General features: G+C 50.5%; 17 protein-coding genes. 14 read left to right on the top strand and 3 right to left on the bottom strand.

Annotated elements, in window-relative coordinates; translation table 11 throughout:
• Window positions 1-68: 68 nt before the first annotated feature.
• From purB to ACFQ2T_RS03785, 11 genes are all read left to right on the top strand, one after another.
• Window positions 69-1,439, top strand: coding sequence for an adenylosuccinate lyase (gene purB, locus ACFQ2T_RS03735; protein ID WP_379030685.1), 1,371 nt, complete (start codon window positions 69-71; stop codon window positions 1,437-1,439).
• A gap of 163 nt (window positions 1,440-1,602) precedes the next feature.
• Window positions 1,603-3,366, top strand: coding sequence for an autotransporter assembly complex protein TamA (locus ACFQ2T_RS03740; RefSeq protein ID WP_379030688.1), 1,764 nt, complete (start codon window positions 1,603-1,605; stop codon window positions 3,364-3,366).
• A gap of 8 nt (window positions 3,367-3,374) precedes the next feature.
• On the top strand, window positions 3,375-6,653 hold the full coding sequence (locus ACFQ2T_RS03745; protein ID WP_379030691.1) for a translocation/assembly module TamB domain-containing protein: 3,279 nt from the start codon (window positions 3,375-3,377) through the stop codon (window positions 6,651-6,653).
• Between the two features lie 14 nt (window positions 6,654-6,667).
• Window positions 6,668-7,456 (top strand): NYN domain-containing protein, encoded by a 789-nt coding sequence (locus ACFQ2T_RS03750; protein WP_379030694.1) that lies wholly within the window; start codon window positions 6,668-6,670, stop codon window positions 7,454-7,456.
• Window positions 7,453-8,043: an NAD(P)H:quinone oxidoreductase gene (gene wrbA, locus ACFQ2T_RS03755; protein WP_379030697.1), complete on the top strand. Its 591-nt coding sequence runs from the start codon at window positions 7,453-7,455 to the stop codon at window positions 8,041-8,043. Before ACFQ2T_RS03750 ends, wrbA begins: the two co-directional genes overlap by 4 nt.
• Before the next feature lie 21 nt (window positions 8,044-8,064).
• Window positions 8,065-8,784 (top strand): HugZ family pyridoxamine 5'-phosphate oxidase, encoded by a 720-nt coding sequence (locus tag ACFQ2T_RS03760; RefSeq protein WP_379030700.1) that lies wholly within the window; start codon window positions 8,065-8,067, stop codon window positions 8,782-8,784.
• Complete coding sequence (locus tag ACFQ2T_RS03765; RefSeq protein WP_379030703.1) at window positions 8,781-9,143, top strand: DUF2069 domain-containing protein; 363 nt, start codon at window positions 8,781-8,783, stop codon at window positions 9,141-9,143. The genes ACFQ2T_RS03760 and ACFQ2T_RS03765 overlap by 4 nt, the downstream gene beginning before the upstream one ends.
• Window positions 9,144-9,442: 299 nt before the next feature.
• Window positions 9,443-10,192, top strand: a complete 750-nt coding sequence (surE, locus tag ACFQ2T_RS03770; RefSeq protein ID WP_379030706.1) for a 5'/3'-nucleotidase SurE — start codon at window positions 9,443-9,445, stop codon at window positions 10,190-10,192.
• Window positions 10,193-10,236: 44 nt separating this feature from the next.
• The gene (locus ACFQ2T_RS03775) at window positions 10,237-10,872 is read left to right on the top strand and encodes a protein-L-isoaspartate(D-aspartate) O-methyltransferase (RefSeq protein WP_379033879.1); all 636 of its coding nucleotides are present in this window, start codon (window positions 10,237-10,239) and stop codon (window positions 10,870-10,872) included.
• Window positions 10,869-11,768: a peptidoglycan DD-metalloendopeptidase family protein gene (locus tag ACFQ2T_RS03780; protein WP_379030709.1), complete on the top strand. Its 900-nt coding sequence runs from the start codon at window positions 10,869-10,871 to the stop codon at window positions 11,766-11,768. Before ACFQ2T_RS03775 ends, ACFQ2T_RS03780 begins: the two co-directional genes overlap by 4 nt.
• Before the next feature lie 95 nt (window positions 11,769-11,863).
• Entirely contained in the window at window positions 11,864-12,211 is a 348-nt protein-coding gene (locus tag ACFQ2T_RS03785) for a hypothetical protein (protein ID WP_379030712.1), read from the top strand.
• A 32-nt stretch (window positions 12,212-12,243) separates the two neighbouring features.
• Here ACFQ2T_RS03785 and leuA read toward each other — a convergent pair whose 3' ends face one another.
• Complete coding sequence (gene leuA / locus ACFQ2T_RS03790; protein WP_379033881.1) at window positions 12,244-13,944, bottom strand: 2-isopropylmalate synthase; 1,701 nt, start codon at window positions 13,942-13,944, stop codon at window positions 12,244-12,246.
• A gap of 163 nt (window positions 13,945-14,107) precedes the next feature.
• Between leuA and ACFQ2T_RS03795 the strand changes: the two genes are divergently transcribed.
• Window positions 14,108-14,572, top strand: a complete 465-nt coding sequence (locus tag ACFQ2T_RS03795; protein ID WP_379030715.1) for an Lrp/AsnC family transcriptional regulator — start codon at window positions 14,108-14,110, stop codon at window positions 14,570-14,572.
• A gap of 50 nt (window positions 14,573-14,622) precedes the next feature.
• Here the strand turns inward: ACFQ2T_RS03795 and ACFQ2T_RS03800 are convergent, their stop codons facing one another.
• The gene (locus tag ACFQ2T_RS03800; RefSeq protein WP_379030717.1) at window positions 14,623-14,994 is read right to left on the bottom strand and encodes a thioredoxin family protein; all 372 of its coding nucleotides are present in this window, start codon (window positions 14,992-14,994) and stop codon (window positions 14,623-14,625) included.
• Window positions 14,995-15,231: 237 nt separating this feature from the next.
• Here ACFQ2T_RS03800 and sugE point away from each other — a divergent pair, with 237 nt between their 5' ends.
• Together sugE and yfcF are read left to right on the top strand one after the other, a co-directional pair.
• The gene (sugE, locus tag ACFQ2T_RS03805; protein ID WP_379030720.1) at window positions 15,232-15,552 is read left to right on the top strand and encodes a quaternary ammonium compound efflux SMR transporter SugE; all 321 of its coding nucleotides are present in this window, start codon (window positions 15,232-15,234) and stop codon (window positions 15,550-15,552) included.
• An 84-nt stretch (window positions 15,553-15,636) separates the two neighbouring features.
• A complete protein-coding gene (yfcF, locus tag ACFQ2T_RS03810; protein WP_379030723.1) occupies window positions 15,637-16,254 on the top strand; it encodes a glutathione transferase in 618 nt (205 codons plus the stop codon).
• Window positions 16,255-16,355: 101 nt separating this feature from the next.
• Here the strand turns inward: yfcF and ACFQ2T_RS03815 are convergent, their stop codons facing one another.
• Window positions 16,356-16,955, bottom strand: a complete 600-nt coding sequence (locus ACFQ2T_RS03815; protein WP_379033883.1) for a nitroreductase family protein — start codon at window positions 16,953-16,955, stop codon at window positions 16,356-16,358.
• Window positions 16,956-16,964 lie beyond the last annotated feature (9 nt).

The following is a 16,964-nucleotide window of genomic DNA, read 5'->3' on the forward strand; positions in this document are numbered from 1 at the left end:
ATAGAAAAAGACAAGCGCTGCCGGATTGGGTAAAATGTCGACTTTCAAATCCACCCCGCTTTATATTCATGTCTCTTACCACCCTCAATGCACTCTCCCCGTTAGACGGCCGTTATCACGCGAAACTTGACCCGTTGCGCCCATTTTTTAGCGAATATGCATTGATCAAACATCGAGCCCTGGTAGAAGTGGAATGGTTAAAAGCGCTGAGTGCAGAAGCAAAACTGGCAGAAATCGCGCCGTTCAGCACCGACACCATTGCTGAACTCGATGCAGCCATCCAAACGTTCAGCGAGGATGATGCCATGCAGGTTAAAGCGATTGAATCGCGTACCAATCATGACGTGAAAGCGCTGGAGTACTGGCTCAAGGAAAAATTTGACGGCAATCACGACATCAAAAAAGCCAGTGAATTTATCCATTTTGCCTGTACTTCAGAAGATATCAATAACCTGTCACATGCCTTGATGCTTAAATCTGCACGTGACAGCGTGATTCTGCCTAACCTATCTTTAGTTGTTGCCCGATTAACCGAGCTTGCACATGCGCTGGCCGAGCAACCAATGCTGTCGCGCACACACGGCCAGACAGCTAGCCCGACCACCATGGGTAAAGAGCTAGCCAATGTAGTGTATCGCCTGCAACGCCAGCTCAAACAACTGCAAGCCAACGAAATATTGGGCAAAATCAACGGCGCAGTGGGTAACTTCAATGCGCATTTGTCTGCCTACCCGGATATTGACTGGGAAAACTTTGCCAAAACCTTTGTAGAGTCTTTGGGCCTGACTTACAACCCAATGACTATCCAGATCGAGCCGCATGACTATATGGCTGAACTGTATGACACCTTGTCCCGCATCAACACCATTTTGATCGACCTGAATCGTGACATCTGGGGTTATATATCAGTAGGTTATTTCAAGCAAAAAGTCAAAGCTGGCGAAATCGGCTCTTCTACCATGCCGCATAAAGTCAACCCGATTGATTTTGAAAATTCGGAAGGTAACCTGGGCCTGGCTAATGCCATCCTGCGTCACCTGGCAGAAAAGCTGCCTGTTTCACGCTGGCAGCGCGACCTGACTGATTCTACTGTGTTGCGTAACATGGGTGTCGCGCTTGGCTATTCCCTGCTGGCTTATGACTCCTGCCTGCGCGGCCTCAACAAGCTTGAGATTAATCCACAACGCTTGCAGGAAGATCTGGACAATAGCTGGGAAGTGCTGGCCGAACCTATCCAGACTGTGATGCGTCGCTATGGCATTGAAAACCCGTATGAGCAGTTAAAAGAACTGACACGCGGTAAAGGCGGCATTAACCAGCAATCGCTGCATGCCTTTATTGAAACGCTGCAAATCCCGGCCGAAGCAAAACAGACTTTACTGGCAATGACACCTGCAACTTATACCGGTAAGGCGAGTCAATTGGTAAAACATATTTAGTGACTTGTTCAGGGATTGTTCTGTTTTTAATTTCTCACACACTGCATTAAGGCAGCCCGCTTTTGGTTTGATTTCTTTTGTTAGTCAGGGCGGACTGCCCTGGCTGCTACGCCTGATTTCTCTAAAACCTTATTCTTCGCAGTACTTCATATTTTTTTGCTTATTGCTTACGACAACAATCATTACGACGCCTGCCGCTCAGGCAAAAGATAGCGATTGGTTTCAGGTTAAGCAGGGCAAAACTTATCAAACCAGATTTTCACTGGATAACGACTCAGCGCCTGAAAATAAACAGCAACTGCGCGAGTTGCTGGAAAAACATCTGACATTACATGAAGCGATGCAAAACCCGCGCATGAATGAAGGTGAATGGCGGCGGCTGATCCAGAAAACGCCGCAGGAAATCGCTGACCTGCTGGCTACAGAAGGCTATTTCAAAGTAAAAACGGTGGCCTACCAGCCTTCCGCACATGTCAGTGAATTTCGCATCCACTTGCCGCCGCAGGCAAAAGTCAGCAAAGTCTCTGTCTTGCTGACCGGCGAAATACAGCAGCCTGCCTATAAAGAGATTCTGGAAAACGCTAATAAAAACTGGCGTTTACAAGTGAATAATGTATTTACCCAGCAAGCCTGGGCGGCAGCAAAACGTGACCTGTTAGCCTCATTGCTGCAGGTCGAATTCCCCAATGCGAAAATCACGCAATCACAAGCGATGGTCCAACCGCAAACACAGGAAGTCTCTATTGATATTGCAGTAGACTCCGGCCCGGCAGTGCGTTTTGGCAAAGTGAATATCCACGGCTTGAAACATTATCCGGAAACCTTGATCCGTCCGCTGAATACCGTTAAAGCTGGCGACCCATATCGTCAATCCGATTTACTGTTGTTACAAAACAGTTTTATGAGCACCGGCAAATTCAGCCAGGTGGATGTAGTCGCCAATACCCAGGCATTGAACCCGGACCGCACGGCAGATGTAGATGTTACCGTGCGGGAGATGGAAGAAAAATCCTTCCGCATAGGCGTTGGCGCCAGCACCAATACCGGTGCGCGTATTGTGTTTAACTACACAGATCGTAACTTGTTTGATCGCGGGTTATTGTGGGACAGCAGCATCCGGCTGGAACAGCGCTTACAGGCGGCCACTTCGAATATCAACTTCCTGATGGATGCAAAAGGTTACCGGGATAGCATACAGAACAGCCTTACCCGCACTGACCTGGAAGGACAAGTCACCACCGCATTGCAAAACGGGGTGCGCCGCTATTGGGGGCAACCAAGAAAATTTGAGCAGTTCATTGGCGCCAACCTGCTGTACGAATACCTGCAAGTGGATGACGTCACTTCACAATTCAATAAAGCCCTGACGGTCACCTACGGTTTTAACCTGCGCGATCTCGATCACCAGCAGGCGCCGACCAAAGGCTGGATATTAAATACCCAATTCCAGCTTTCACCGTTTGAGCAGATTTCTGACGGGCGCTTTTTACAATCCCAAGCCAGGGCGCAGGTGTTTTATCCATTAACCAGCTCCACCCAATGGCTGGGCAGGCTGGAAGTGGGCAGTGTCACCGGTTCCGCCAACAGCGTTCCCGCCACTTATTTATTCCGTGCCGGTGGGGACCAGTCTGTGCGTGGCTATGCCTTCCAGTCATTAGGTGTGAATGAAGGTGGTGCCACTGTGGGCGGCCGTGTACTGCTGACCGGCAGCAGCGAAGTGGTGCAATGGCTGACGCCCTCCTGGGGCGCAGCAGTATTTGTGGATTTTGGTAACGCCGCCAACAGCTGGAAAGATTATGACCCGGTGCTTGGCTACGGGGTGGGTGCACGTTTCCGCAGCCCGATCGGGCCGGTGGGGGTGGATATCGCCTATGGAGAAGAAACCAAGGAATACCGTTTGCACTTTAACCTGGGAGTGAATTTTTAATGTTGTTCATGCACACTCTCTCAACTTTATGTCGTTTATTACTGGTAACTACGCTTTGCCTTAGCCTGGTCATCACACCGCAAATCGTGTGGGCAGCCAATGTCATGGTGGTTACCAGCCTGAAAGAATTTGAAACTGATCTGGGAAATGCCACCCTCAAGGTCGAAGGTATTGCATCGGATATGCGATTAGGCGTCACGCCCCGTGGTGAACTCACCGTATCAAGCTTTGTGGCCAAACAGGTGACCTTACAGTTCAAACCGCAGGCAGAAAATCCTGCGCCCACGACCAAAACGGCAAGCGGGCCCTTGCCGAACCGCATCAACATCCCGCTACCTTTCCATCTGCTGTCCGGTAACATTGAACGGCTGACGATTATCCAAGGGCCAAGCACTTACCATATAGAGCAGATCAAGTTTGATCTTGACGCTGACAATAAAGCCATGCAATTCCGCATCGCACAGGCGCACAGCCCATGGGGGGAAATCAGCACCCACTTCCAGATGCAGAATGCAGCGCCGTTTCCATTAAATGGCTGGATGGATATCAAGCAACCACAAGGGGATCTGCCCTATCATCTGCGCACTGAATTACATGGCGATCTGACCAAAGTCGATATTGCCGCCAGCCATCACTACCAGCCGGAGAGTAAACCGTTTGCTATCGCGCCTGCCACACAGCCTGGTGAAGATGTGGTGCTATTGAAAGCCACTATAGGCCTGGACGACGCCCGCAACAGCCATTTCCTGTTTCACCTGCAACAATTCCAGGCCAGGCATGTGCATCCGCAACTGGCTGGACATATGGATTTAAAAGTCACCGCCGATGGCAGCCTGACCGACACCGGCATTATCCAGGTAAAAGTGGATGCAGGAGACAGCCGCCTGCAAACGCAGCCGTTGATAGTCCGTGGGTCAGCCACATTGCAAGGCCAGCAATTAACCGCCATGGATTTGCTGGCGCAACTGGATAAAAACACATTCACAATCCGTAGCACGCAAACTGCTACACCCAAGGCAACCCAGCTCTCATGGCAGGCCAATCTGCCAAACCTGGCGCAGTTTATGCCTGGATTTTCCGGCCAGGTGAAAGGCGAAGGCATGCTCCAGCACCTGTCAGATGGCTTCCATGCCAGCTACCGTTTATCTGGTCAACAACTGCAATTACCACAAGGCCTGGCATTAGCCGGGTTTGAAGTGCAGGGACAAGCTTCTGACAATGTGCAGGACGCTTTAGACCACCAGATCAAGCTACACGGTTTGTCGCAACAAAACGCCCAGGGCACGGAGAGTCCCCCCATTGAAGCTGAGCTCAATTTAAAGGGTTCATTGGCACAGCATCAACTCACGGTACAAATCAAAGATTCAGATCCTTCATTGCAACGCAACATACAATTAGCGCTGAACGGAGCATGGCAGAATGACCGCTGGCAAGCCCAGCTTACGCAATTACAGGATGCCAGCGGAAAAGTGTTCCGTTTAGCCAATCCTGCGAACATGGCCTGGAGCGCATCGCAAGGTTTTGATCTGCAACAACTGGCATTGAATGTATACGAAGGCCAGATGCAGGTGGAGCGGCTACATTTCCGCCCGGCCAAAGCTGCAAGCACCATATCAGCGCAACCGGCAGAGATGATGCAATTACAGACTCGCGGTGCGCTCAAAGACTTTCCGTTGCAAGCATTAATGGCGTGGCTGGTGCCTGAACAATCAGCCCCGTTACCGGCAGACCATCTGCGATTATCTGCACAGTGGGATATGCAGCTAGACCAGCGACTCAACGGATTTCTGCAACTACAACGCAGTCAGGGTGACTGGCAGGTATATGACATCAATAACGCCAAATGGCAGGGCCTTGGCTTGCAAACGCTGGCTGCCAATGTCAAAGCAGAAAATAACAAGGTCAGTGTTGAAAGTACCATCAATTCCGCTGATGCAATTAACCTGCAATTATCAGCAAATACCATTTTCACACCTACAACAACTGGATTTGTGATCAAAAATTCGGCGCCGGTATCCGCCAGCCTGAAAGCGGATGTCCGGCAGTTAAACTGGTTTTCCAGATTATTCTCGGATATTCAACCTGCAGGCAGACTGGTGGTCGATGCACAAGTCAGCGGCGTGATGTCCAAGCCCCAGTTAAAAGGCTCGATGACAGGTGAGGCGCTCGCACTGCAAATACCTTCGCAAGGGGTATGGCTGGAACAGGGACGCCTGAATGCGACCATGGCTGGCGACCAGATTACTTTCAACCAGATCCATTTTGCCGGCAAGAGCGGTGAACTGGATGCCACTGGGAGATTGTCTTTACAGCAGCCTGACTGGCAACTGGATTTATCTGCCAAGCTCAATCAATTGCAGGCTCTTTCCCGCGTGGACCGCTGGGTACAACTGAGTGGCGATACCAAGTTAACACTGACTAGTGCACACACCAGCATCAGCGGCAACCTCAACATCCATAAAGGACTATTTGAATTGCCCAAAGGTGATAAGCCACAGCTGGATAGCGACATCATCATTCAATCGCCTGAAAATAAAGCGCCGGCAAAAAAATCCCAGATAAGCTTCCAGGACTTCGGTCTCGATTTTGGCGACAAACCCGGCCTGCCGTTTAAGGAGTCAGAAGAATTCATGCTGCGCGGGCAAGGCCTGAATGGTGCCTTGAGCGGGAAAATGCGTCTTGACGGCATGCTGGATGACCTCTCCGCCAGTGGCACTTTGGAAGTGACGGGCACCTACCTGGCTTATGGCCAATCGCTTAATATCGAGACCGGCCGCCTTATTTTCAGTGGCAAAATCCCTAACATTGGCCTGGACGTTCTGGCGACGCGGCAGGTGGAAAATACCAAAGTCGGCATACAAATCAACGGTAGCCTGCAAACGCCACAACTGAAACTGGTCTCCACGCCTGAAACCAGCAATGAAAACAAAATCTCGCTGTTAGTGCTGGGGCAACCGATGTCTGCCGTCGGCAGCAACGATATGGCCATGCTCTCCGTGGCGGCCAGCGCCTTGTTATCGCAAGGTGACTCGGTGTCATTACAAACCAAGATCGCGCAGACCATAGGCCTGGATAGCATTGATGTACGCGGCTCGGGCTCGACCAATTATGCGGTCAGCGTCGGTAAACGCATTAATAGCAAGCTGGTGGTCGGCTATGAAAAAAGCATTGTCGGGCTACTAAATGTTGGTAAACTCACCTACCAATTAACCAACCGGATCTCGATTGAAACCCGAACCGGTTCGGATAATGCGCTGGATGTGTTTTACGGCTTCAGCTTTGATTAACCCAGGAGGACGGCATGCAGCAGGACAATAAAAATCCACGACTGGCAGTCTTGATTGATGCTGACAATACGTTCAAGGTCATCCCTATTATTGATAAATTGTTTGAAGAAATTTCAACATTCGGAGATGCGCGTGTCAGACGTATTTACGCCGACTGGACCTCAGACCACGTCAAACAGTGGAAACCAGTTCTTCCCAAACATGCAATTCAACCTATACAACAATACGCACATACCAAAGGTAAAAACTCTACGGACAGTGCGTTAATTATTGATGCCATGGATTTACTCTACACTGCACCGCTTGATGGATTTTGCATTATTTCAAGTGATAGTGACTTCACCCGGTTGGCTATTCGCTTACGTGAAGCTGGGAAAAAGGTGTATGGATTTGGTGAAGAAAAAACGCCAGAATCATTAAGAGAAGCTTGTGATCAATTTGTGTATTTTGAAATCCTTTTGCAAAATAAAACTGCTGAAGAAATTCCAGTTCAAATTGAAAAAGACGTTGCAAGCAAATCTGAAGATGAGCCGATCAAACTTGTCCCCATCGCTAAGAAAACCAAGCAAGAACTGGCGATGGATACAAAACTCGTTTCTCTCATTCGTTCTGCCATCACAGCATTATCTGATGAATCAGGGTTTGCGCCCACGGGTGCCGTCAGAAACCACATTGTCAAAAACTATTCAGCATTTGACTCAAGAAACTATGGTTATACAAAATTCAGTGAATTAATTAATGCTATCGGCTTATTTGAGTTAGATGATCAAAATCAAAATTTACGCGACAAACGAAAAAAATGACTGATATCCTGATTCTTTATTATTCCCAGGGCGGCGCTGTAAAAGAGATGGCACAACTGATCGCACGTGGTGTGGAAAGCGTGCCTGGTGCCAAAGCCCGAGTACGTACCGTACCAAAGATTTCAGCTAACCACGAAGCGACTGAACCGGACATTCCAGCGTCTGGCGCGCCTTATGCCACGTTGCAAGACCTGGAAGAATGTGCCGGGCTGGCCTTGGGCAGCCCGACCCGTTTCGGCAATATGGCCGCGCCTATGAAATACTTTCTGGATGGCAGCACCAGCCTCTGGCTCAAAGGCGCATTGATCGGAAGACCGGCAGCAGTATTTACTTCCACCGGCTCCCTGCATGGTGGCAACGAGACGACATTGCTGACCATGATGATTCCCTTGATGCATCACGGCATGCTGCTGGTCGGCCTGCCCTATTCTGAACCGCAACTGGGGACGACCAGGACCGGTGGCACCCCTTATGGCGCCAGCCATATTGGCGGCGCAAAGGATGACCAGCCTATTTCCGACGATGAAAAAAAATTGTGCATGGCCTTAGGGAAACGCCTGGCCGAAACCGCACTCAAATTGCAATAACTGTTTACTGAGGAAACTTGTATGTCTGCCGCTCTCACCCGCGAAGCCCGCCAATTCCTATTCGCCACACGCCATGCCGTGTTGTCGACTTATTCCATGAAATACCCGGGCTATCCGTTTGGTGCAATCGCGCCTTTCATCTGTAACCAGCAAGCCGAGCCGGTGATCCTGGTCAATGCCAGCGCCGAACATGCGAAAAATGTGCATGAAAATGCCAAAGTCTCACTGCTGGTATTCTCCGAGACGGAAAACAGACAGGCACAACTGACCTTGATAGGCGAAGCGCTGCCCTGCGAAAAAAATGACGCTGATTTCCGCGCCCGCTACCTGCGCTATTTTCCCGATGCAGTGACTTATTATGACCTGGATGAATTCCACCTTTACCGCGTTCGCGTAGAACATGTGCGCTATATCGCCGGGCTTGGCCGTGTAGACTGGTTTGAAGGCGATAGTCTGAATGAGGATTTGTCAGACAGCATGCTGGCTGCGCAGGAAGCAGGCATCGTGTCGCATATGAACGATGATCATATCGACAGCATGCTGGAATATTGCCAGCACATCCACGGTATCACCGCCGACCAGGCAGAAATGATAGGCCTGGATGCCGAAGGCTTTGACGTCAAATATACGCAGGGCGAAGAAATTTACGGCCAGTTACGCTTTCAGTTCGAAAAACCGGTGTTAAATGCGATGGATGCGCGCAAAGCCCTGGTCGCCCTCGCGCAAGCCTGCCGATCATGATAGAGCGCATTTTGAAATGGAGCCGTCTGGCCGCCAGCCTTAGCCTGCTGGGCCTGATTTTGCTATGCCTGGGCTGGGAAATCTTCTGGGCGCCCTTACGCAGCGGCGGCAGTTTGCTGTTTTTAAAAACCCTGCCTTTGCTGGCACCATTGTTTGGTATTTTGCGCGGCAAACGCTATACCTATCAATGGTCCGGCATGCTGATCCTGTTTTACTTTACCGAGGGCGTGGTCAGGGCGTGGTCCGAATCCGGCATCACGCGTGCACTTGCATGGACGGAAATTGTGTTGAGCGTGGTCTTCTTTGCCAGTGTGGTGGCTTATTCCAAATATACCGGAAGGCGTTACCAGGCTGCATGACGCTGGAATTCTTGACCGCACATCATATGTCATGAAGGCAGCACTAAATAAGTGTTTGTGCGAGATGAAGTGCAAGGCGCACGGAACGCAGAAGCCGAGATAGTATGTCGTATACAGCGAGGTTACGAAAACGAAGTTTCAGTGCAGGCTAACCTTCAGGTTATGCCGGAGCTAAAAAACCGCGCCACTTAAAGCATATTTATTGGGCAATTCGCTCGCGCAAATACTTATTTCGTGTTTCCTAAATTCTTTCATCTGCTGGCATAAACAAGCGCATTAAACCTTATATAATATCCGGCATGAAAATCCTGTTATCCAACGACGATGGCTACCTGGCTCCCGGCCTGGCTGCACTGGCACAACACCTGAGTAAAATTGCCGATATTACGGTGGTCGCACCGGAACGCAACCGCAGCGGTGCCAGTAACTCCCTCACACTGGATAGGCCTTTGAGCGTTAAACAGGCTGCCAACGGATTTTTTTATGTGAATGGCACGCCAACTGACTGTGTACACATTGCACTCACCGGGCTGATGCAGGAAATGCCGGATATGGTGATCAGCGGCATCAATGATGGTGCCAATATGGGCGATGACACGATTTATTCAGGCACGGTAGCCGCGGCCACAGAAGGTTATTTGCTTGGCATCCCCTCTTTTGCTGTCTCCATGTCGCAGCATGCGCCTAGTCATTTTGACACCGCGGCCAAGGTCATGGTGGATCTGGTCCAGCGTTTTAACCGCAGTGAGCTCCTTGAACCAACCTTGTTGAATGTCAATGTGCCGGATGTGCCGTTGCAGGAAATCAAGGGTCAGAAAATCACCCGCCTGGGTAAACGCCATAAAGCCGAACCGGTGATTCAACTGAAAACCCCGCGTGGCGAAACCGTCTATTGGGTAGGGGCTGCCGGGCAGCCGAATGACGGTGGCGAAGGTACCGATTTTCATGCAGTTTCAGAAGGCTTTGTGTCGATTTCACCCATCCAGGTAGACCTGACCAAACACTCCCAGATCAACACCATGCAACAGTGGTTACAAGCCAAGAATTAAGTACCATGGCAATTCCGAGAACAACCAATAAAACCGGCATAGGCATGACTTCCTCGCGTACGCGCGAGCGCATGCTGACCCGTTTGCGTGAACAAGGCATACAGGATGAGGTCGTGATTAATGTCATGGCCGAGATTCCGCGCCATATCTTTGTCGATGAAGCGTTATCTATCCGTGCATATGAAGATGTGTCGTTGCCGATAGGCTATGGCCAGACCATTTCGCAGCCATACATCGTGGCGAAAATGACGCAGATTCTGCGCAATGGCAAACAGCTGAACAAGGTGCTGGAGATAGGCACTGGCTGCGGTTACCAGACTGCCGTGTTATCGCGTGTGAGCAATGAAGTCTATTCACTCGAACGTATCCGACCACTGGTGATGAAAGCCAGGACGCATTTGCGCGCCTTGAAATGTACCAATGTAAAACTCGACCATGCAGATGGCAGTATAGGCCTCAAGGATTACGGCCCGTTTGATGCCATTATGGTCACGGCTGCATCCAGCCATGTGCCGCAAGAACTGGTAGACCAGCTGGCAGTAGGTGGCCGCATGGTGATTCCTGTCGGCACCTCAGAACAGGTATTGCACCTGATAGAAAGGACCGCGCAAGGCGTGCAGAAAACCGCGCTGGAACCGGTCAAGTTTGTACCATTATTAGGGGGAACCGCTTTATCATGAGATTACGCTCTCTTCTCATTACCGGATTCACGGCCACGACACTGGCAGCGTGTGCGCTCAACTCCCCCATGCCGCGCGCTCCGGTCAGCAGCAGTACTAAAGCACCAGAAAGCAAACCGCCTGCCCCTGTCGTTGTGGGCCCTAACCAGTACCAGGTGCAAAAAGGCGACAACCTGTACAACATCGGCAGGAAATTCGGTATTCCTCACCTGAAACTCGCTGAAATAAACCAGTTGCAGGCACCTTATGAGATTCATGTCGGCCAGGTGCTGAATATTAAAGCGCCAGCAGGCGTGGCAAACAGTAAAACCAACGATATTGCTGGTGCAGACGATGCGGAAGTGGTGACTTCAGCAATTACCCGTCCTGAACTTGCGCCTGCCGGTGATACTGCTGCGGCTGCAGCAAACCCTGGCGTTGCGACAGATGGCACAAAAGCAGCGACTGATGGACAGGATATTGAAGCCGTTGCCGACGGCGATATCCAGTGGCAATGGCCAGTTACCGGAAAAGTCAGTGCCGGATTTGATCCGCAATTGAATAAGGGATTGAATATCACAGGCACCGCCGGGCAGGCAATCAATGCTGCAGGGGCTGGCAAGGTGATTTACAGCGGTATGGATGTGCGTGGTTACGGCAAGCTGATCATTATCAAACACAACAGCAATTTGCTGTCTGTGTATGCGCACCAGGGAAACTCTTTAGTCAAAGAAGGTTCTTTTGTGACGCAGGGTGAAAAACTGGCGATACTGCCCGCGGCAAGCAATAACAAACCACCCATGCTGCACTTCGAGATCCGCCAAAAAGGGAAGCCTGTGGACCCGGTCAGCTATTTGCCTGGCAATCCCGGCTCTAGCGCTAACCCGGGTACAACAGGTAACAGCAGCAATAGCTGACTTTATGACGGCGGATATATCGTCCGCTCTACAGTAAAGACGTTTCAGGCAGTCAATCGCACAATGTGCAGGATGTTTGAGAAAGGAAAAGCTGTATGGATCCCAATCAATTCGACAAGAACCGTGATATTCGCCCCGATGGTGCCTGGCAGTTGGTGCAGGCTTTAATCACCGTAGGCCTGATTATCTGCGGACTGATAGGCATCGCCGTGCATATGTTTGGCTCCGGTATCACCCCCTATGACTGGTGGCACTGGCTCACTGCCTCGCCTGTCAATACTGCGCTGGCCATCCTGGCAATTGTGGTGGTGATCGGTTTTCACCGTTATAACAGCCACATCAGTAACCAGAACAGGCGCTACGCCAGCAACCTGCCCGTCTATCTCATGATGCTGGTGGGGGTCTATTTTATCTACCGCCTGCTGACGACCGGGCACTGGTAAAACTGGTCTTAGCCATGGCTAAGACCATATCATCAAGCTACCTTGACTACGCCCGCTGACACCATATCACCTGGAACCACCCCACAACGGTTAATGCCACTGATAATTGCCTGAATCGAGGCAGTCACAATATCAGGATTAATCCCTACACCGTAACATACCTTACCCTCGCAAACGACCTCGACAAACGCACAGGCAGAGGCTTCTCCAGCCGAGGCACTGGCACCGATGGAGCGCTCCTCGAAACTACGCACCTGCGCATAGACGCCGATTCCCTGCAGGGCATGAATCGCCGCATCTACCGGCCCGTTGCCTTGCCCGCTCAGTATTGTCGATACACCATTCACGTTCACTGTCAGCCGGATGGACTGGCCACCCTCTTGCGATTGCAGCTGATACTCGTGAAAACTCAGCAGTGAGGCTGGTTCGGTATAAGTCCGGTTAAACAGTTGCCAGATATCCTGAGCCGTCACCTCGCTACCATGCGCATCCGTATATTGCTGGACAACGCCGGAAAATTCCACTTGCAGGCGACGCGGCATCACCACGCCATACTGGCTTTCCATCAGGTAGGCAACGCCGCCTTTGCCGGACTGGCTATTGACGCGAATAATCGAATCATAACTGCGCCCCAGGTCTTTAGGGTCAATCGGCAGGTAAGGGACATTCCAGCGCGCATCTTCCTGCTGACTAGCGAACCCTTTTTTAATGGCATCCTGATGTGAACCGGAAAATGCGGTAAATACCAGGTCACCTGCATAAGGATGGCGCGGATGAATATCAATCTGCGTGCACTCCTCTACTGTGCGGCCCACCGCATTCATATCAGAGAAATCCAGACCTGGATGCACGCCTTGCGTATACATATTCAATGCCACCGTGACCAGGTCGACATTACCGGTACGCTCGCCATGGCCGAACAGGCAACCCTCGACACGATCCGCGCCTGCCATGATGCCAAGCTCGGTCGCCGCCACAGCGGTGCCCCTGTCATTATGCGGATGCAGGCTCAGGATCACACTGTCACGTCGCGCAAGATTGCGGTGCATCCACTCAATCTGGTCGGCGTAAATATTCGGTGTTGCTACTTCCACTGTCGCCGGGCAATTAATGATGACTTTACGCTCTGGCGTCGCGCCCCAAGCCTCCGTCACCGCATCACAGACTTCTTTGGCGAACTCAAGCTCGGTCGCGGTAAAGGTTTCCGGGCTGTACTGGAGAATGACTTCCGTCTCTGGCATGTCCGCTGCCATGGCTTTAACCAGTTTGACCGAATCAACCGCCATCGCTTTTACTTCCGCCTTGCTCATATTGAATACCACCTCGCGGAAGGTCGGCGAAATGGCATTGTAGATATGCACAATCACGCGCCGCGCACCACGTACGCACTCCATGGTGCGGCGAATCAGGTGCTCACGCGCCTGCGTCAGCACTTCTATCGTCACATCCTGCGGAATCAGGTCTTGATCAATCAAGCTGCGTACAAAATTGAAGTCGGTCTGCGAAGCTGAAGGAAATGCCACTTCAATTTCTTTGAAACCAATCTGGCACAGCATATTGAACATGCGCATCTTTTTATCAGCATCCATAGGCTCAAACAGTGATTGATTGCCATCGCGCAGATCGGTGCTCATCCATACCGGTGGCTGGCTAATCACTGCATTCGGCCATTGGCGGTCTTTAAGATTAACCGGTGGAAAAGGCTTATATTTGTGTGAAGGTTGTGCGTGCATGATGTCTTCCTGGATGACTGATTCGATAGAAGACATGATAGTGACTTTGTAAAAAATATTATTGCGAATTTTGTTTTAAATTAAGTAATATTGAAATTAAATTTCAATATTACTTAATTTAAATGTAATATTATTTCAATTAAAATTTTAATGCGCAAAAAATATGAAACTGGACCGTTTTGACAAGCTGATTCTGGACATCCTGCAAACAGATGGGCATATCAGCAACCAGGAGCTCGCTGAACGTATCGGGCTTTCTCCTGCACCTTGCTTGCGTAGGGTAAAAGCACTGGAACAGACAGGGCTGATCATCGGCTACCAGGCACTGGTCGATGCTAAAAAACTGGGGTTAAGCCTGATGGCATTGATCGGTATTTCTATGGACCAGCATACGCCGGAGCGGTTTGCCAATTTTGAAGTCAGTATAGGCAAGGTGCCGGAAGTGCTGGAATGCCTGCTGATCACCGGCCAGCAGTCAGATTACTTACTCAAAGTTGTCGTCAAGGATATGGATGATTACCAGCACTTACTGCTGAATAAAATCACCAAAATTAGCGGGGTGACTGGTGTGCATACCAGCTTTGTCTTGCGCAATGTCATTGCCCGCGCCAGGTTGCCCATCGTATAAAAACAAAAAGCCATGCATGGCATGGCCTTTTATTCACTATTTAAGACAGCTTACTTCTTCTTCGCGTCTTCTTCAGCATAATGCTTGCGCACCTGTGTCATATCAAAGTCACGTGCCCATTTGATGATTTCATCAAAGGCAGGGGCGCCGATCTCTCCCACTTGTGCATGGATACCTGCGCGCTCGCGAATCACCAGCAGGCCAGGAATTTGTTTGACGTCAAAATACTCTGAGATTTCCGGGTCGGCTTCTGTGTTGACCATGCCAAACACGATATCCGGATGCTTCTCGGCAGCAGCTTCAAAAGTGGGCGTAAAGGCGACGCAAGGATCACACCACGGTGCCCAAAAATCTACGATGACAAAATCATTGCTTTCAATGGTTTCTTTAAAATTCGCTTTAGTCAGCGTTAATACTGCCATGATATTTCCTGTTCCAATGGATTAATTTTTGTGCCGTTATTGTAGCAGAGGATATGACAGTCATAACCAACCCTGAGACCAAACAACACCTGCGGCTGTATATCGGCCTCCAGGTCGCAGAAAACGACAACGCTTGAATAACATTTCACCTGAGGTATGATTAAGCCAGGAAGTGAGGACGACCCCACCGCTCCATTTTTTCCAGGGACGACCCTGATTTAAATTGAAAGGAATGTGATGGCTTGGGTTATTCTCGTGATTGCAGGATTGTTTGAAGTGGGCTGGGCCATAGGCCTGAAATATACCGACGGGTTTAGCAAGCTATGGCCCACTGTGGGAACGGTATTGGCCATGGTGATCAGCCTGGGACTGCTGGGATTGGCAATGAAGACACTACCGGTAGGCACAGCATATGCCATATGGTTAGGCGTTGGCGCCATAGGCACCGTCATATTGGGCATGGTATTGTTTGGCGAACCCGCAACGCCATTGCGTATCGCCAGCCTGGTGCTGATTGTGGCAGGCATTGTTGGTCTTAAAATAGCTACCCTGGTTTAAGGGCATTTGAGCAAAGTGGGGGCAGATGCATCCACTTCCTATTGAGAATCTAAACAGCTCTTCAATGATAAGAAAGGATATCAGGTGATACTTTACGTCGATGCCAATTATCTTTCGCCCTACGCCATGTCGGCCTTCGTCGCGCTGCGTGAAAAAGGCCTGACCTTTGAGCTGCATCTGCTGGACCTGCAAAAATCCGAACAGTCTGCACCCGCCTACGCTGAGATTTCCAGCACGCAAAGGGTACCCGCCATCGTGGATGACGACTTCAGCTTATCTGAATCATCTGCCATCAGCGAATACATTGATGAATGCTATATAGGACCCAAGCTATATCCTTTAGACATATTATCAAGAGCCAGAGCCAGAGCCTTGCAGGCCTGGTTAAGAAGTGATTTGTTATCTATCCGCGAAGAGCGTTCCACAGAAGTGGTGTTCTTGCAACGTTCGCCGCAGCCATTATCTGCAAAAGCGCAGGCGGCAGCCAATAAGCTATTTCACGCTGCGGCGCAATTACTGCAACCTGGTCAACTACATTTGTTTGAGCAGTGGTCTATTGCCGATACCGACCTGGCACTGATGATTAACCGCCTGGTGCTGGCCGGGGATCCGGTACCTGAACATCTGGCTAATTATGCGGCATTACAGTGGCAACGCCCAAGCGTACAGGATTGGGTCAACCTTGCCAGGAATATTACGTAATCTATGGACAAAAAAGTGCGATAGGCAGCTAGCCATCGCACTTTTACATGGGAGCAGTGAAAACCGAGCTCCCTGCCCCTAACCCAAAAAGGTGGTCCCAATTAGATAATCGGGTTTTCCCAGGCACCATCAAAGAACAGCTCGCCCAGCGGCTGACGCTTACGTGCAGCCAGTTCCCGTTCTTTTACATCTTCAGGCAATGTTTCTACCGCAGCCTGGTAACCGACTGTCACCATAGGCAAGATCAGGTAACGTTCCGGCACTTTGAAGGTGGCACGTGCTTTATCAGAATCGAAGCCACCCATCTGGTGCGCCATCAAGCCTAATGCTGCGGCCTGCAAACACAAGTTTTCTGTTGAAGCGCCGGTGTCATAAGGTGCCCATTTATTAGGTTTGCCATTAGACCTGAACACCGTATCTGCACAAATCAGCAGCAATACCGGGGCATTCACAGCCCAGCCCTGATTGCCCGGCACCAGGCAATCAAAAGCAGCCTGCCAGGCTGGCATATTATCGGCCTTGTTACAGACCACATAACGCCATGGTTCATCACCAAAACAGGAAGGTGCCCAACGGGCAGCCTCTAACAGGCTGATAACCTGCTCCTTGCTCACCGGTTTGCCGGCATCATAAGCCCTACCGCTCCAGCGGTTGGCAATCACTTCATGGATAGGTTGTTGAGTAATGGCTGGTTTTTGTATGGTCATAAA

It is taken from the genome of Methylophilus flavus (assembly GCF_042678905.1).
Taxonomy (GTDB): Bacteria; Pseudomonadota; Gammaproteobacteria; order Burkholderiales; family Methylophilaceae; genus Methylophilus; species Methylophilus flavus.

Coding starts and splice junctions, on each gene's coding strand:
- ACFQ2T_RS03775 (WP_379033879.1), top strand. CDS start 10,237: ATGACTTCCTCGCGTACGCGCGAGCGCATGCTGACCCGTTTGCGTGAA.
- leuA (WP_379033881.1), bottom strand. CDS start 13,944: ATGCACGCACAACCTTCACACAAATATAAGCCTTTTCCACCGGTTAAT.
- sugE (WP_379030720.1), top strand. CDS start 15,232: ATGGCTTGGGTTATTCTCGTGATTGCAGGATTGTTTGAAGTGGGCTGG.
- ACFQ2T_RS03795 (WP_379030715.1), top strand. CDS start 14,108: ATGAAACTGGACCGTTTTGACAAGCTGATTCTGGACATCCTGCAAACA.
- ACFQ2T_RS03745 (WP_379030691.1), top strand. CDS start 3,375: ATGCACACTCTCTCAACTTTATGTCGTTTATTACTGGTAACTACGCTT.
- ACFQ2T_RS03785 (WP_379030712.1), top strand. CDS start 11,864: ATGGATCCCAATCAATTCGACAAGAACCGTGATATTCGCCCCGATGGT.
- ACFQ2T_RS03760 (WP_379030700.1), top strand. CDS start 8,065: ATGTCTGCCGCTCTCACCCGCGAAGCCCGCCAATTCCTATTCGCCACA.
- ACFQ2T_RS03750 (WP_379030694.1), top strand. CDS start 6,668: ATGCAGCAGGACAATAAAAATCCACGACTGGCAGTCTTGATTGATGCT.
- ACFQ2T_RS03780 (WP_379030709.1), top strand. CDS start 10,869: ATGAGATTACGCTCTCTTCTCATTACCGGATTCACGGCCACGACACTG.
- purB (WP_379030685.1), top strand. CDS start 69: ATGTCTCTTACCACCCTCAATGCACTCTCCCCGTTAGACGGCCGTTAT.
- surE (WP_379030706.1), top strand. CDS start 9,443: ATGAAAATCCTGTTATCCAACGACGATGGCTACCTGGCTCCCGGCCTG.
- wrbA (WP_379030697.1), top strand. CDS start 7,453: ATGACTGATATCCTGATTCTTTATTATTCCCAGGGCGGCGCTGTAAAA.
- ACFQ2T_RS03765 (WP_379030703.1), top strand. CDS start 8,781: ATGATAGAGCGCATTTTGAAATGGAGCCGTCTGGCCGCCAGCCTTAGC.
- ACFQ2T_RS03800 (WP_379030717.1), bottom strand. CDS start 14,994: ATGGCAGTATTAACGCTGACTAAAGCGAATTTTAAAGAAACCATTGAA.